Source organism: Mucilaginibacter sp. P4_D1, assembly GCF_056401935.1.
In genome coordinates this window covers 1-16,104 of record NZ_JBFUIJ010000079.1, presented here as the reverse complement: position 1 = coordinate 16,104, position 16,104 = coordinate 1, and the positions used below count along the sequence as shown (strand labels likewise).

Annotated in this window: 17 protein-coding genes; 13 read left to right on the top strand and 4 right to left on the bottom strand. The window is 43.0% G+C overall.

The window, feature by feature from the left end:
- Positions 1-543: 543 nt before the first annotated feature.
- Positions 544-2,907 carry an ABC transporter permease gene (locus AC1DV1_RS30280; protein WP_477368217.1) on the bottom strand — a complete coding sequence of 788 codons (2,364 nt, stop codon included), beginning with the start codon at positions 2,905-2,907 and terminating at the stop codon, positions 544-546.
- A 553-nt stretch (positions 2,908-3,460) separates the two neighbouring features.
- Here AC1DV1_RS30280 and AC1DV1_RS30275 point away from each other — a divergent pair.
- The 8 genes from AC1DV1_RS30275 (at position 3,461) to AC1DV1_RS30240 (ending at position 11,311) form a co-directional block, all read left to right on the top strand.
- Positions 3,461-4,828: a DUF892 family protein gene (locus tag AC1DV1_RS30275; RefSeq protein WP_477368214.1), complete on the top strand. Its 1,368-nt coding sequence runs from the start codon at positions 3,461-3,463 to the stop codon at positions 4,826-4,828.
- A gap of 12 nt (positions 4,829-4,840) precedes the next feature.
- Positions 4,841-5,020 (top strand): DUF3606 domain-containing protein, encoded by a 180-nt coding sequence (locus AC1DV1_RS30270; RefSeq protein ID WP_477368211.1) that lies wholly within the window; start codon positions 4,841-4,843, stop codon positions 5,018-5,020.
- A gap of 176 nt (positions 5,021-5,196) precedes the next feature.
- On the top strand, positions 5,197-5,547 hold the full coding sequence (locus AC1DV1_RS30265) for a hypothetical protein (RefSeq protein ID WP_477368208.1): 351 nt from the start codon (positions 5,197-5,199) through the stop codon (positions 5,545-5,547).
- 50 nt (positions 5,548-5,597) lie between these two features.
- Positions 5,598-5,765, top strand: coding sequence for a hypothetical protein (locus tag AC1DV1_RS30260; RefSeq protein WP_477368205.1), 168 nt, complete (start codon positions 5,598-5,600; stop codon positions 5,763-5,765).
- A 935-nt stretch (positions 5,766-6,700) separates the two neighbouring features.
- Positions 6,701-7,072, top strand: coding sequence for a hypothetical protein (locus AC1DV1_RS30255; RefSeq protein WP_477368202.1), 372 nt, complete (start codon positions 6,701-6,703; stop codon positions 7,070-7,072).
- Positions 7,073-7,316: 244 nt separating this feature from the next.
- A complete protein-coding gene (locus AC1DV1_RS30250) occupies positions 7,317-9,656 on the top strand; it encodes a TonB-dependent receptor (protein ID WP_477368198.1) in 2,340 nt (779 codons plus the stop codon).
- Positions 9,657-9,659: 3 nt separating this feature from the next.
- On the top strand, positions 9,660-11,102 hold the full coding sequence (locus AC1DV1_RS30245; RefSeq protein WP_477368195.1) for a PepSY domain-containing protein: 1,443 nt from the start codon (positions 9,660-9,662) through the stop codon (positions 11,100-11,102).
- Between the two features lie 2 nt (positions 11,103-11,104).
- Positions 11,105-11,311: a heavy metal-binding domain-containing protein gene (locus AC1DV1_RS30240; protein WP_477368192.1), complete on the top strand. Its 207-nt coding sequence runs from the start codon at positions 11,105-11,107 to the stop codon at positions 11,309-11,311.
- 226 nt (positions 11,312-11,537) lie between these two features.
- Here AC1DV1_RS30240 and AC1DV1_RS30235 read toward each other — a convergent pair whose 3' ends face one another.
- On the bottom strand, positions 11,538-11,966 hold the full coding sequence (locus AC1DV1_RS30235) for a nuclear transport factor 2 family protein (RefSeq protein ID WP_147057507.1): 429 nt from the start codon (positions 11,964-11,966) through the stop codon (positions 11,538-11,540).
- A gap of 167 nt (positions 11,967-12,133) precedes the next feature.
- Between AC1DV1_RS30235 and AC1DV1_RS30230 the strand changes: the two genes are divergently transcribed.
- From AC1DV1_RS30230 to AC1DV1_RS30215, 4 genes are all read left to right on the top strand, one after another.
- Positions 12,134-12,646 (top strand): YdeI/OmpD-associated family protein, encoded by a 513-nt coding sequence (locus AC1DV1_RS30230; RefSeq protein WP_477368188.1) that lies wholly within the window; start codon positions 12,134-12,136, stop codon positions 12,644-12,646.
- 133 nt (positions 12,647-12,779) lie between these two features.
- Positions 12,780-13,145, top strand: a complete 366-nt coding sequence (locus tag AC1DV1_RS30225) for an RNA recognition motif domain-containing protein (protein ID WP_477368185.1) — start codon at positions 12,780-12,782, stop codon at positions 13,143-13,145.
- 114 nt (positions 13,146-13,259) lie between these two features.
- Positions 13,260-13,700 (top strand): hypothetical protein, encoded by a 441-nt coding sequence (locus tag AC1DV1_RS30220; RefSeq protein ID WP_477368182.1) that lies wholly within the window; start codon positions 13,260-13,262, stop codon positions 13,698-13,700.
- 18 nt (positions 13,701-13,718) lie between these two features.
- Positions 13,719-14,693, top strand: a complete 975-nt coding sequence (locus tag AC1DV1_RS30215) for a hypothetical protein (RefSeq protein WP_477368179.1) — start codon at positions 13,719-13,721, stop codon at positions 14,691-14,693.
- A 19-nt stretch (positions 14,694-14,712) separates the two neighbouring features.
- Here the strand turns inward: AC1DV1_RS30215 and AC1DV1_RS30210 are convergent, their stop codons facing one another.
- Positions 14,713-15,120: a DUF2251 domain-containing protein gene (locus AC1DV1_RS30210; RefSeq protein WP_477368176.1), complete on the bottom strand. Its 408-nt coding sequence runs from the start codon at positions 15,118-15,120 to the stop codon at positions 14,713-14,715.
- A 152-nt stretch (positions 15,121-15,272) separates the two neighbouring features.
- Between AC1DV1_RS30210 and AC1DV1_RS30205 the strand changes: the two genes are divergently transcribed.
- Positions 15,273-15,734, top strand: coding sequence for an OmpH/Skp family outer membrane protein (locus AC1DV1_RS30205; RefSeq protein WP_477368173.1), 462 nt, complete (start codon positions 15,273-15,275; stop codon positions 15,732-15,734).
- Between the two features lie 59 nt (positions 15,735-15,793).
- On the opposite strand, the gene AC1DV1_RS30200 is transcribed toward AC1DV1_RS30205, so the two are convergent.
- The gene (locus AC1DV1_RS30200; RefSeq protein WP_477368169.1) at positions 15,794-15,997 is read right to left on the bottom strand and encodes a DUF6364 family protein; all 204 of its coding nucleotides are present in this window, start codon (positions 15,995-15,997) and stop codon (positions 15,794-15,796) included.
- Between the last annotated feature and the right edge of the window lie 107 nt (positions 15,998-16,104).

Here is a 16,104-nt window from a genome sequence, read left to right as displayed (position 1 = left end):
GGTTCCGACGCTTCATGCTCCGTGGGAAAGAAAAAGTAGCGATAGAATGGGGCTTACTTTCAATCGCACAAAACCTAAGAAAAAAAGCTGCCTAAAGGCCTTCTTTTCACTCGTTCTTAATCAATAATATTCGTTAGTTCGAAATCAACATCAAAAAACTACTTGAAATCGATTTATCCGCCGTAAAATAAAAAGACCGCATCATTTGATTTATGATACGGCCTCTTTTGGATTTTTAACCTATACCATTCGCCAATACGCCAGCCATAGATCAATGAAATTCAAAATTTTCTGTCCCCGCGGGGGCTCTCCAATGCTATTAAGTTAAACGTTTTCAACCCCGTAGTAGGGGTATAACATTTGTATAAAAAATGGAAAAATAATGCTCCGTGCCGTAGGTACGGAACTTATTTAGCGTACCTACGGCACGCAAAAATGTTAAATTATAAATGCTACAAATGTTTTGCTCCGATGGAGCAGCCCGTCAATTCCTTAACTTAGTAGCATTGGAGAGACCCTCAGAGGAAGGTAATAAAACTCTCCCTACTCGCTCCTTAAACTCTTCACCGGGTTAGCCAGCGCTGCTTTGATGGATTGAAAACTGATGGTAACAAAAGCGATAACGATAGCTATAAATGCGGCTAACACAAAAACAGTCCAGTGGATCGGGATACGGTAGGCAAAGCCATCCAGCCAGTTGTTCATGGCATACCAGGCCAATGGGAAAGCTACTACGATGGCTATAAGCACCAGTTTGATGAAATCTTTAGCCAGCAGGCCTATAACGCCGGTAACTGATGCGCCTAATACCTTGCGCACACCAATTTCGCGGGTGCGCACCTGGGCGGTGTAGGCGGCCAGGCCCAACAGGCCCAGGCAGGATATAAGTATGGCCATGCCTGCAAAGTAGTTAAACAGGGTGCCTTCGCGCTGTTCGCCCTGGTAAAGGTTGTTGAAAATCTCGTCCAGGAAGTTATAGCTAAAAGGGAACTCGCCGTTGTATTGTTTAAACTGGTCGCCGGCCGCGGCTATAGCTGCAGCGGCATTTTTGGTGTTGGCTTTAATATATAAGGTTTGATAAACGGCTGGTCTGTAAAAAAAGAGGGCCGGCGCAATTTTTTCGCGCATGCTGGCAAAATGGAAATCTTTTACTACGCCAATGATAGTGCCGTTAGTTTTTTGAAAACGGAAGCGTTTGCCGATGGGGTTTTTAAGGCCTATTTCTTTTACGGCTGCTTCGTTGAGGATAAAATGGGTGGAGTCGGCCACAGCACCGCTAAAGGTGTTTCCCTGCTGCATTTTTAGCTTAAAAAACGAGATGAAATCCTTATCTATCCCCATAGGGTGCAGGATAAAGGTTTGGCCTGGCGCTTTGCCATCCCAGGAGTTGTCGCCCGAGATATTGCCGCCGCTGTTGATAATGTTGCCGGTTGCGCGGGTTACACCTTCTACACCGGGCTGCTTCAAAAGCTCGGCCCGCACGGCATCGTAATGTTTTGAGGCATCGCGCATCCAAACCCCAAAAACATGGCTTTTATCGTACCCCAAATTTTTTGATTGGATGTATTTTAATTGCCGGGTGATAACCAAAGTGCTCACAATAAGCACTACCGAAAAGGTAAACTGCACTACCACCAGTATTTTGCGGAACATGGCATCGCCAATGCTGCCGTTTATTTTGCCCTTAAGCGCTTTTAAAGGCTCAAATGAGGATAGCAGCATGGCCGGGTAAATGCTGGATAGGGCCAGGGTAGCTACTACTGTTATGCTGATGATAAGCCAGATATGCGGATCGAGTAGGTTAAATACTAACTGTTTGCCGGCCAGTTGGTTAAATACCGGCATGAGCAGGTATATGGCGAACAAGGCAAACAGCGTGGAGATGGCGAAAAGCAGGGCGGTCTCGACCAGGAACTGCATAAATAGCTGTATTTTGCCAGCCCCTATAATTTTGCGCATGCTAATCTCTTTGGCGCGCAAAAGCGAGCGGGCGGTAGAAAGGTTCACATAGTTGATGCACGCAATGAGTAGTATTACCAAAGCTATGATAACAAAAATGCGTACCGTTTGGATGCCGTGATCGGTGCCGTCGGCATTGTACAGGTGCATTTTATTGATGGGCAGCAGCAGGTAGTCGGCATCGGTATCTTCGGCGCGATGCTTAATGTGGATCCTGAACAAATCGGCCGAGAGTTTTTTTAACGATGTGCCCGGTTTTAGTTTAAAATAGGTTTGATAAGAGTAGTTATTAAAATCGGTGTTAGCATCTACCTTGCCGTGTTCCAGTATATATTTAACGTGGTAACTCATGGGCATAAGCATATCAAAGTTGATGCTGGAGTTAAGCGGAAAATCGTTGATAACCCCGCTCACGGTAAAGTTTTCCTTACCTTCTGCCACAATCACTTTGCCAATGGGATCTTCGGTGCCAAAATATTTTTGAGCAGTGTTTTTGGTAATGACAACCGAGTTGTCATTAAGAAATGGCCTGGCGGTATTGCCTTCAATAAGCGGGAAATCAAACACGTTGAATAGCGAAGGATCGGCAAAGCCCACGCTTTGTTCGCCAAAAACTTTTTCCTTGTATTTATATAACGAGAAAAACCAGTTGGGGGTAATTCGTACCTGCTCGTGCACATCGGTGAGTTCCTGTTTAGCCAATGGCCCGATAGGAGCTACTGTGGTTTGCCAGATTTGTTTACTGGCGCCCGTACCGCCAAAAAGCTCTACGCGGTAAATGTTATCGGCATTGCTGTGAAAGCTATCGAAACTTAACTCATCCTGTACCCAAAGCAATATCAATATGCCAATGGCCAGCCCGGCAGTAAGGCCGGTTATATTGATTAACGAATAGAACTTGTTGCGAAACAAATTTCGCCAGGCGGTTTTAAAATAATTCTTTAGCATAGCCACAATGTAATTGAATCGATAGGGTAATAAAATCATGCCAGTTTTATAACTAATTGAAAGGTAGTAATTTACTGATTTTGTTGTGCTATTGAACGTTCGCAGGCGGACGGTTGCGTGCGCTTATAGAACACGCGGTTTATTCTGAATAGATCCGCGGGGCTTAGGCACTGGTACAAGCGACAGGATTAAACTCCATCGACCCAATACTCAATAGAATATCATACTTAATCGGCTAACCACCTTGGCTCAAGTACCCGGTTAAAGCCGTTTAGGATTAGCCTCTTATCCGCCTTTGCCTCTCACGCTAATTAGCCCGCATGCTAACGCCTGGTTAATTTCTGATTCGGAATAATTTATCGTTGTTGGCAAATAGTAATAATTCCAACTATTATTTGCAATCGCTCAAAACATAATCCTTTTACGGTAGTTATCTAATCACGCTAATATTTCTTATAAATAGAATAATTTATTTATAAATAAATAAAAATGGAAATTGAAGATGAATAAAGTCGAATCAGGGGATTATAATTTTTAAACAAAAAGACAGGATATGGCTGACATGAATACTCCACCCGGATTGCCCGAAGATTATACCTGCCTTGACAATGAGAGCCAGGAGCAAATAAACCACCGTAAGGAGCGCGTAGCTGCTATAGTGGATAAGCTTAAGCACCATGATGAGGCAGATCTTGCAAATACAAACCTGCGTGGGCCAGGTTACACCGCATTTACCAATCAACACATATACAAACAAACACCTATGGAAATTTCTGAAAAAGCACTGGATGTGATCAATGATCTGATCCGGATTAACAACGACCGTGTGGAAGGCTTTGAAAAAGCCAGCCGCGATTTAGACGAACAAGACAGCGGACTTATCTCTGTTTTTACTAAACTGGCAGGCGAAAGTGGGCAATACTCGGCCGAACTAACGGGCATTGCCGAGCAATACCACGATGACGTTGCCGAGGGCACAAGCGCATCGGGCGCCTTACACCGTACCTGGCTCGATATTAAATCGGCATTTACAGGCAGCGATAGGGAAGCCATCCTGAACGAGTGCGAACGCGGGGAAGATGCTATCAAATCGGCCTACGAATCGGCACTTGACCCGGATAATGAGCTTAATCCCGAGCTGGTGCAGGTATTACAGGCCCAGCAACGTGGTATTATCGAAGGTCATGATCTGATTAAATCTTTACGCGATCAGTCGGCCGCCGATGACGACGATTATCGCGGTGGCGATGAAGAAGGCACGGTGCAAGGTATTTATCCCGGCGCTGGTACGGCTGCATCCGCTTATACAAGCGACGCCACAACTTTTGAACAGGAAAAAGCTTACGCACCCGAATATGAAAATGTACAGGCCGAAGGTGTGTATACCGACGAAATGGATGCAGAAACCGGCAATTCAAAATTGATGGAATTTTTTGTGAACGAACTGAAAGATTTACTATGGGCCGAAAACAAATTAGTAGATACCCTGCCCGAAATGGCTGAAGCTGCTACCTCGACGGAATTGAGGACCGCTTTTGAAGGCCACCTGGCCGAAACAGAAACGCATGTTAGCCGACTGGAACAAATTTTTGGCATTTTGGGTTTGGAGCCGGAATCAAGAAAATGCGATGCGATGGCAGGTATAGTTGATGAAGGCGATGAAATCATCGATGCTACAGAAGAGGGTACAGCGCAACGCGATGTAGGCTTGATATTTGCCGGGCAAAAAGCCGAGCATTATGAAATTGCCTCGTACGGCGGCATGGTAGCATTAGCCAAAACACTGGGCTATTATGACATTGCCGAAACCCTGGTATTAACGCTCGACGAAGAAAAAACCGCCGATGCCCTACTAACCGAAATAGCCGAAAGCTATGCCAACGAGCAGGCAGCAAATGAACCGGCAGAAGGTGAACTATAAAATTTTGTAATTATGGACGACAAAACCATCACCGGGAACCCGGATAGCAAGCTGATAAACATTAGCGAAAATTACGAAGTGGAGTACTGGAGCGAAAAGTTTAACGTAAGTGCCGAAGTTTTAAAAAATGCCGTGGCTGTAGCAGGTAATACTGCTAAGGATGTAGAAGCTTATTTAAACAGGCGCAAGTAGTAAAAAATACTCATGGAAGGGCTGCCCTGGTGGCGGCCTTTTTACTATAAACCAGAGATTCCAGGTACTGCTACAACCAATTCTGTTTTAATATACATAAAAATATCCTTACAGCGCGTTGCCTTTCAATTACAGCTTAACTATTGGATTGGAGAGCTTTTTGGTAAGTAAAATTTATGACACCCATTAACCTTACATTACAAAATCGTAAAAAATTAATAGTTATCCCGGATACGATAGCGCACCTGGATGGTCACGCTATACTCACCTTCACTTACAGCATATTTGTTGATGACGGCATCAGCACACCACAGCAAAAACGTTCGCGGGAAAGTACCCTTCACTTAAAAAGGATCGACGATCCCAATTATTACGGTTTTATCACCTTTGAAAAACCGGGACATGTTTTTAGCTACACTGCTGATGGCGAGCTGGAGCTTAATATCGATGAAGTGGAAGAGGTAATAGAAGGCCTTAGCCATGTACGTGATAATTCGGCCCTGTGGCAAAACCCCGATAGCTATTAACCTGCGTGTTATACAACAACTTTAAATAACAGTTACAAATAAACAAAACCATGAAAAAAATCTATTTACCAGCCATTATTTGCCTTATGGCACTATTAAACAGTTGTTCAGTTATCGGCGGAATTTTTAAAGCCGGCGCAATTACCGGCGTTATAGCTATAATTGTAGTTATCGCCCTAATCATCTGGATTTTCTCGATGTTCAGGGGTAAAAGTTAATGGCCAAGTACTACAGGTAAACCTATAATTAGCATAATTAAAAATCGGGCACCGGATGTAAAATACCTGAAATGGAGGAAAACTTCGGCTTTAGACGTTATACATTCGGTGTTGGATAGCAGTGGCGGATTCTATTTAATAGCAAAACTCACTACCGAGGCCCATCTTTTGGCTTGGTAATACTTTCATGGTCGGCTTTGCATCCTGATAAAAATCCAATCTTTAAGATATATCAACACCAGAACGGTTGAAATACTATTCAGGGATAAGGTATCTACGATTTGATTTCGGTTGTAAACCAGGTTGTTAAAACAAACCATAACCAAAGTAGCTAACAACAAACAAAAGGCATCCAAAGTTAAAAGATATAGTATTTTATATTCTTTTAGCATACATTTCCGGATGATCTTGTAATCGGCCCGGTAACATAATACCGAAAAAAACACTAAAGCGCTAAAGACGTACTGTGACACCGATACCGGGGTGACATACTGGAGGCTGGATAAAGATTTTACAAAATATTGCTGTACCGGAAAATACGAACGGTCGACAATGAAGTAAAAAAACAGGAAAGCAGTGATATGAAATCCATATCGAAGCAAGGTCATCAATAAAAAAATATTTTTGAATTTTTCTGTTATTGGGTTTAGGTGTGTGATTGGCATTTTAATAGGATGTGCTGTTTTTGTTTAAAAGGTTACTGTTGATAAATTCACTCAGCAAAACATAGCTATCATACTTGCATAAAGCTACAATGATTCTGGTAAAATCAGTTCTATCAGGTCAAAATAACGTAAAGTGTTTTTGCGTCGAACACTTAATGTCCTGTTATTTAGGTAGTTGATAATGTTCGCGTCCGGACAACTTTGTATTCCCGCAAAAAACCGAATACCCTGGTTGTTTCTTAACCGTATAGCGGCTACCTTTGCGGCATTATGCTGCAACGTATAACAGCCTATTTATTGATCTTTTCGCTGGCAGCGGTCAATTTCTCGCGATTTTTTGTATACGCGGGATTTGAACTGAACAGGAATTACATTGCCACCACCCTTTGCGAAAACCGGGATAAGCCCGCCGTGCATTGCGATGGCAAATGTTACTTCGCCAAAAAGATCAAACAGGCTGATGATAAGCAGGCCAGCGACGAAAGGCAGTCGCAAAAGAGCCTCTTCCAGGAAGTATTTGTTGTCAGTAGTACTGACATGAAATTCCACTCCAGCCTGTTGCAAGTAATTGATACCCCGTATGATGACTGCCTGCCACCAACCCCGGCCGCAGTGATCTTTCAGCCCCCGCAGTTAGGATAAATTCTACTCATTTTTTCCCGGATGTTTTTTGATTGATACGGCTTTGCTGTGAGCTTTGTGCAGGCGTTGTTATATGCTCTCCTGTATTGTCATGGCGAGGAGGAACGACGAAGCAGCCTCGTAGCCTTGCCCATTCGATTTGCTTGCGACGAGGTTGCCGCGCTACGTTTGCAATACCTAATTAAAATCACTCATCCGGATACAATTTATTTATCCATCCGAGGTAACTCCCCATACTTAATACATGAAGAGATTTTTCATTCTATCTATATTGTTTTTAATACTTAACACCCTGGCTTACAGCCAGATTAATATACAGGTTATGGTGACCGATGCCAATACCCACGAGACCATGCCCGGTGCTATCATCGCCAATACCAGCGGCGAAAAGCTGGGGGTAGCCGATGCCAAAGGACGGTACGTTATTGTAAGTTCCGGCATCAGCCAAATTAAAGTAACAATGGTTGGCTATAGTACACAAGTAGTTAACGTTACCGGCGGCAAGGCAGATGTCGCTTTGGTGCCATCTACCTTAGACCTTCAGCCCGTAGTAGTTACAGCCAGCAGGCAGGGGCAGGCGAGGCAGGATGCACCAATTGCCATCAGCAAAATAAACTCTACCCAAATAAAAGATACCAAAGCAACAGCCCTGTACCAGCTGCTTAACAAAGTAGCCGGCGTTTACATGGTTGATTTGGGGAACGAGCAGCATACTATGGCTATCCGCCAGCCCATTACTTACAACGCCCTTTACCTGTACATGGAGGATGGTTTACCAATACGCCCAACGGGGATTTTTAACCATAACTCGCTGTACGAGATTAACATGTCGGGCGTTAAGGATATCGAAGTGATCAAAGGGCCGGCATCATCATTGTATGGCAGTAACTCCATTGGTGGCGCTGTAAACTTTATCACTCAAGGACCGCCCTCGGGTTATGCGGGCGACGTTTCTATCCGTGGCGATAACTATCACTACCGCCGGGTTGATGCAGATGGCGGTTTTACGCAAGGCAAATTCGGCCTTTATATAGGCGGTTACATTGGTCGCCAAAAAGACAGCTGGCAGGATTATTCTGATTTTGATAAGTATTCGGCCAACTTTAAAACTACGTATGATTTTAATGCGGGTACACGATTAACCACTTCTGCAGCATATAATTACCTCAATACCCAAACGCCAGGCAGCCTTGACAGTGCCCACTTTTATAACAGGAGCTACGGTGCTAATCAGCGTTTTACCTATCGCAAGGTCCAGTCGTTCAGGGCCAGCACCAGGCTGGATCATCAGTGGAATGGAAATAACGCCACTTTTGTGACCCTGTTCTTCCGCCATAATTCAACGGCTCAGTTGCCAAGCTATTTCATATCCGACGTTAGGGACAATACAGGCAACTACCTGAGCAGTAACGGGCAGGTGAATGATCAGCGTTTTCAGAGCTATGGCTTGTTGGCACAGCATAGGGTCAATTTTGATTTTCTGCATTCCAGGCTTATAGGAGGGGTTTATGTGGATGATAGCCCAAGTTCGTACTATGCCCAATACCTTGATATTGATAAGGATGTGCAGAATAACTACTACTCCGGCTTTACCAATACCGGCAAGTATATTGATGATTACCGTATCAAGTTATTCAACACGGCCGCTTATATCCAATATGAAATTAAACCCGTCGAAGCCTTGCGCATAGTGGCTGGTTTGCGGTATGATAGAGTGCATTACGATTTTACCAATAGTCTGCCTGCCGGTAGTACCAAATACAAACAGCAGGAAACCAATAACTTTAACATTGTGGCGCCTAAGCTGGGTTTGACATATGATTTAGGCAGCAACAAAGGTTTGTATGCCAATTACAGCGTAGGCTTCCAACCGCCAGAAACCAGCGATTTGTACAGTTCCAGACAGTTAACGCCTTTAAAGCAGGCTACGTTTGATAACTACGAAATAGGCGGCTGGTTCTCGGCCTTTAACAAAATACTGTATTTTGAAATGAGTTTATTTGACCTGGAGGGCCGTAATGAGATTATCAGCCAGCTTTTGCCCGATAATACTACGCAGAACCAAAACGCGGGTGCTACCCGTCACCGTGGGGTGGAGTACTCGCTAACTATAGCCCCTGTTAAGGAATTAACTTTTAGGTTTAGCGGCACCAATGCACGCCACACCTATGTTAATTACAGCGAAGTAAGCACCAGTTACAGCACTGGCACTAGCACGGTAATTAAGTACGATGGCAACCGCATGAACAACGCCCCGGCCTGGATTGCCAATTCCGAACTTACTTACAAGCCGGCCTATCTGCAAGGCTTCAGGGTAGCAGGCGAGTGGCAGCATATTAACCAGTACTATACCAATCCGGCCAATACCAAAACCTATAGTGGGTATAATATTTACAACCTGCGTGTAGGTTATGATGTTAAAAGCGATGTGCTAAAAGGGGCGGGCATCTGGTTTAATGTATTAAATTTAACCAATAAACTTTATGCTACAACGGTAACCAGTAACCAGTACGGCGATACCTACAATGCCGCCGCACCGCGTACTTATACCTTGGGCATCAGTTATTCATTTTCAAAATATTAATTAATGGCATCATCAGCAATAAAAAGCAACTTTTATAAATGGCACCGGGTGCTGGGTTTAGCAGCCCTTATCCCGGTCATCTTCTGGACATTGAGCGGGTTATCGCACCCGTTTATGTCCAACTGGTTCAGGCCGTCCATTGCAAAGGAAGTATTTAAACCTTTGTCGCAAAGTAAAATGAAACCTGTGCTCACCATTCAGCGGGTGTTGGACCGTAACCATATTACTGCCTTGCGGAACTTCAACCTCATCAACTTTAAAAAAGGCACCTTTTACCAGGTACTTGGGGTAGATAGTACATATAATTACTATTCGGCAACCGACGGTGTATTGTTACCGCATGGTGATACCGACTATGCCGAATACCTGGCCCGCTATTTTGTACAGGACAGCACATCGGCAATACAAATGAGCCTTCAGCGTAGTTTTGATAGCGAGTATCAGCCTATTAACCATTTACTGCCTGTATTCAAAGTTTCTTTCGACAGGCCCGATGGGATGGATGTTTATGTAGAGACAGGCCAAAACCGCATGGGGACTTTCAATAACAATACCCGGAAGGCTTTTTTGTCGTTGTTTGAGGAGTTTCATACCTGGCAGTTTTTGGCCCGCTGGGGTGGCGATACTTTCCGTAACGTGGTATTACTCATTATTATGGCTATCATGCTGTTTGCGCTTATCAGCGGGTTAACGGTTTATGGTTTAATGTGGAAGAAGTTTAAAACCATCGCCCAAAACCGCAAAACTAAGGGGGCGGAGGATAAACGTTTCGTACACCGTTTTCATCGGCAAATAGGGCTTATCGTATCCTTTGTAATGTTTACCTTCGTGATTAGCGGCGCGTTTCACCTGGCAGTGAAGCTGCACAACAGCGTTCCGGTTAAAGCAGATTATGGGCAGATCATCAAACGCGAACAGTTGGGCGTATCTAATTTAACATTGCCCTTTGCCGATAGCCTGATCTGCAAGGTTGGACTCACCAGTTTTAATGGTAATGTATTTTACCAAGTGACCGACAATCAAAAGCAGCTAACCTATTTCAATGCCAGCGACGGTAAGGAACAGCTTAATGCCGATGAAGACTATGCCAGGTTCCTGAGCACTTATTATCATACCGATGAGCTCAAAACCTTTAGCGGCCGGGTTACGGTACATCAGGTGAAGCAATTTGATAACGAATACGGCTTTATCAACAAACGCCTGCCGGTTGAGCGGGTAAGCTATCCTAATGGAGATAACTGGTATATCGAAACCACCACGGCTAAACTGGCCACCAAAGTAACCGGTATTGATAGGGCCGAAGGCCTCTCCTTCATCTTCCTGCATAAATATTTCGGTATGACCTGGGCCGGTAAAAATATTCGCGACATTGTAAGTATGCTTGCCGCATTGGGCGTACTGGTTGTATCTTTGTTTGGCTTTGCCTCATTTATAAATAACAAGTAATCATGAAAAAAATCATTATCATATTGGCAGTAGCCACATTTGGTTTGGGCAGCGTTACCTCATGCAGCAGCCCGGCCGAAAAGACAGTAGTAAAAAAGCAAAGCAAATACATGTGCACCATGCATCCCGATTTAGCTTTTGATAAACCCGGCACATGCACCAAATGTGGTATGGAATTGGTGGAGCGGGATACAACAGCGGGGAAGTAATCCCCCAAAGCAAAGGTAAATGTCCTCTCGAGGTCGGGTGTGTTACAGCGTGCTATGCATTCGAGATTATTTGATACCTGCTCCTCTTTAGTGGGAACTGCTCTGCCCAACCTCTTTAATTTTTACAATTAGCCTTAATCGTAAAAATTACGCCAAATAAAAAAGACCCCGCCTGGCGGGGTCTATACTTACTTACATTATAAACACTAAACTAAAACTCTCTTTTTTATTTAAAAACGCTGTACACGTTAGTAATTTTCCAGCCTTTGCCGGTATTGGCAACCGTTACGTAGTTGGTGCGCACAAAGCCATCAAACTGCATATCAACTTTTACCACAGCCAGGTCGGCGTTGCTTTCCATGATGGTAGTGCTGGTGGTGCAATTTTGCTCGATATTTTTGTTTGATTTTATCGACTCAATCATTTCGTTTTTGGTAAAGCTTAACACGTTTTTACCACGTAACATATTAAATTTAGCCGATTGATCAACCACATCACCAAGGCCCTGGATTTTGCCGCGGGTCATGGCGTCTACATACGTATTTATTGCGAAATTGCGGGTAAGGTTATCGCCTTCTGAAATTACGTTGGCTTTGGCTGCGCCACAAACTATTACTAAAGCAAATGCTGCGATTATTGATTTTAAGGTTTTCATATTGTTGTTGTTTTGAGGTTATTTGTTTTTTAATTTATATCTATAAGACAGCGGCAGTATTCCATTCGTTACAGMTAAATCAATAGATTTGTACGATTTAACAAACATTTAACAATTGGTATTTTTTATTAAATATTTAGCAACAGAAATATAATATATACCCCACTATGGTTGATTTTACTACCATTATTTTGCAATTTGCTGAACAGGGTGAAAAAACAGGATGGACTTATATTGAGATTCCGGCCGATTTAGCGCAGGAAATGAAGCCCGGGAACAAGAAATCCTTCCGGGTAAGGGGCAAACTCGATAATTTAGACGTACGTGGAATGGCCCTGATGCCTATGGGCGAGGGCAATTTTATCATGGCGTTAAAAAAAGATGTTTGCAAAGCCCTGCACAAAAGCCGCGGCGCTATGCTGCGTGCGCAACTTGAACCCGACGACGATTTTAAATTTGCAATCCCTGCCGACCTGCTGGAGTGTTTTGAATACGAACCCGAAGGTGAAGCGTTTTTTAACAGCCTTGCCGAAAGCCACCGCGGCTATTTTATAAAATGGATAGACAGCGCCAAAACCGATGCGACCCGTGCCAACAGGATAGCCAGTACCATAAACGCCATGGCAAGGCGAATGGATTATGGGATGATGTTGAGGGAACTAAAAAAAATGAGGGAATAAGTTTAAAACTTGCAAAAAACAAACCTGAATTTGAAAAATCAGCATAAAAAAAGCAATATTTAATGGTATTGCTTGCATAAAATGCATGAATGATAATAGCAATACTTAAATTTGCAATTCATCAATAAAAAGAATGGTAAAATTATTTGTTGTGGGAATACCCCGCGATATGGACGAGATTGAATTACTCGAGATATTTACCCTGTACGGCCAGGTTGAACAAGTAAAGATCATTACCGACATTGATACAGGCCAAAGCAAAGGGTATGGTTTTATTAATATGACAGATCAGCCCGGTGCCGATAGGGCCATCGATGCGTTAAACGGCTCAACAATTGACGACCGTGAGATTAGCGTACGCGTTGCCGACGACAAGCGGCCAGCGCCGGAACCTCCAAAGCAACCTTTTAAAAAATCCTTTACACCCAAAAATCAATATCAAAAGGTAAACCCGCGAACATTAAACGAAAAACAAAAACGGCCGAGAAGGCCGCTTTGATACTTTAGACTGCGTTTTTTTACTGCGGCCCGTTAGGAATAACGTTTTTTTGCATCAGGCTAAATTTTAATATATTAGCGTGGTATAAATGAACCTAACTAACTCCTAAACCGCATGGAAACCCTTGAACAGGAAGAAAAATCACTCTTCGTAGATGTAACTTCGCAAAAGATATATACGCTCCGGTCTATACAGGTAGCTACTTTTTTGGGCGGGCCGATAATTGCAGGCTACCTCATATCCGAAAATTACAGGGCTTTTAACGAAGACAAAAAATCAAAAACAGCCATCGTGCTTGGCCTTCTTGCAACAATCGTATTATTCGGCGTGATATTTATGCTGCCCGATACTAAGAAAGTGCCAACATATATTATTCCGCTGGCTTACAGCTGGGCTGCCTATATATTGGTGCAACAACTCATGGGTACACAAATGAAGGCCCATATGGCCGCCGGTGGTGGCGTATATACTATCTGGCGGGCGCTGCTGGCCTCGCTTATCGGTTTGGTTGTTACGGTGGCCGGCGTTTTTGTGGCGCTTTTATTAGTGGGGTAGGCAAAAAAATTATACATCATGACAAGAACTACCCTTACGGCCAACTGGATACAAACTATAACTTGGTTTAATAATACCATTGTTGATTGGGCAAGCGCCGGTCAACAATACAGGTTGAACGGAAAAGTGAATCAGCTTTGCACGCAAACTTTTGGCGCATTAGATTTTAATGGTGCCCTTTGCTCAGCTGACGGTAAATATGCTTTTATTTACCAAAAAATGGGTACGAAAGGTTTACTATTAAAAGGGGATACCCTATTGAGGGAAATAAACAGGTCATATTATTATGCTAACGTCTATGAGTGGCCTGTGGCCTTTGTAACCGTTGATGGAACAACGTATCTTATTCATTGTCCTAAAGAATATTGCAGACTTGATTTTGAAAATGTTGAAACAGGGGAGATTGTTACCGATGTAGCGGGACGCGAACCGGACGGTTTTTTTCAGTCAAGATTGGAATTAAGCGCCGACGGAACTTACCTATTGAGTAAAGGCTGGCATTGGCATCCAAGGGAAGCAATTTACGCTTACAATATTAAAGCCTGCATTAAAAATCCTTTGCTACTTGATGATTCAGCTTTGTACCCTAGTTTACGTGCTGAGGTTTGTACCGCAAGTTTTATCACCGCTACTAAAGTTTTGATTGGCACGTCTGACGAGGTATTTGACGACGAAGCCGAAGATAATTTCCCGACAAAACACATTGCCATATGGGATATTGAGACCGACGAAATATCAAACCCTGTAAAAGTTGATGGTGAGTTTGGTAATCTGTTTGCTATTGATGCCGACCGTGCCTGGGATACTTACCTTTATCCCAAGATTATCAGTCTAAATACCGGAGAAGTTATAGATAAAGATGAATCGGTTTACAGTGGCAAACAAAATTCAAGTATTGTAAATAAAGAGGATTTGGCGCAGATTGTGTTTAACAGGGATACGCAACAACTTGCAATAGCTGGTAAAGAAGTGATTGACGTTTTTACACCATAAATCACCTGCAATTAAGGTGTTATTTCCCCATCAACAACTTATCTACCAACTCATCCGTCAAAACAGTTCGTTCATTATCGGTTTTCCATTTCCCACTGCTCGGCGGGAAGGCATTGCGCGAATACCCAACTTTGTTTTTAAAATCAAATATGGCGTGGCAGTAGTTATTGATTAATAACGAAGCCAATTGCCAGTCGTCGGTCCATGCTATTTTAATATTGCAGGGGATATCTTTATCTGTTACATCAGCTACATTATAAATATGTAGGGCATCCAGAATTGCCTGGCCGGGCATTTTTCCTATCGCATAAAAATATCCTGTTGTAAGGTCATCCTCAAAAACAACACCATGCGATGAATCGGGAACAACGCTATCCAGAAATGTATCCTCGCCAACAATAAATTCTTCTTCTACCTCTAAAATCATCGGGCAAAGTTACATTAAGGGAGCGGATTTTATTTCAGATCGAATTAACAGATTTTAACATTGTTTGAAGTGACTGCCAACGGAAATGGAATATATCTTTGTGTGATATGAAAAGGCCGTTGATTTTCTGATTCACATCATTAAGCTTGATATTGGGAAGTAACGCCACCTCTGCCCAGGTAAAAATAGGCTATATTGATCTTGAGGCTTTAATGGCTCAAATGCCCGAAACAAAAGAAGTAAAAAAGCAAGTAGATGTTTATCAAAAGCAATTTATAGATAAATTAACAGCTATGAATGATGAATATACGGCTGAACCACATGACTGGCCCAGAAAACTCACAGACTCCGCTCGCATAGCTATAGGGATAAAGTTGCAAGAAATTCAAACGCAAATGCAAGATTTTCAGGATAAAGCTATTAAACTGGTTGCAGCAAAAAAGAAAGAATTAACAAAACCCGTATCAGAAAAGGCAATAACTACCATCAACGAAATAGCCAAAGAAAACGGAATCAGCTATGTGATAGATTCATCAAAAGGCACCAGGTTAATTATTGCTTTGGATGGAATCGACCTGACGCCGGCAGCGAAAGCGAAATTAGGGATTAGGTGAAAGCCAGGCGTTCCGGCGGATGACGTTGGCCTTTCTGCCAATCAGCTTCCGTAACTTAGTTAAGTAGTTGAATCTGACCATTTATCATAGTATAGTTTCTTCAGATCCGTTTGTCGGTCGATGAGCGGTGCGTTAAGTCCTTGGACCAAATCAACGATATTTGTTTGTTTTGGAGACATTGTTAAATTCTTCAGAAAATCTTCAACAAGTTTGGATATAGTTGTATGATGTTTCCTGGCATATAGTTTTACATCTGCCAACACGATATCATCTATCTATGGTTAAATTAAGTTTAGTCTTCATTTAATCAATATACTTATTAGATATGATAATTGGCGCACAGAATTAGAGTTGGCGCACAGAATTAGAG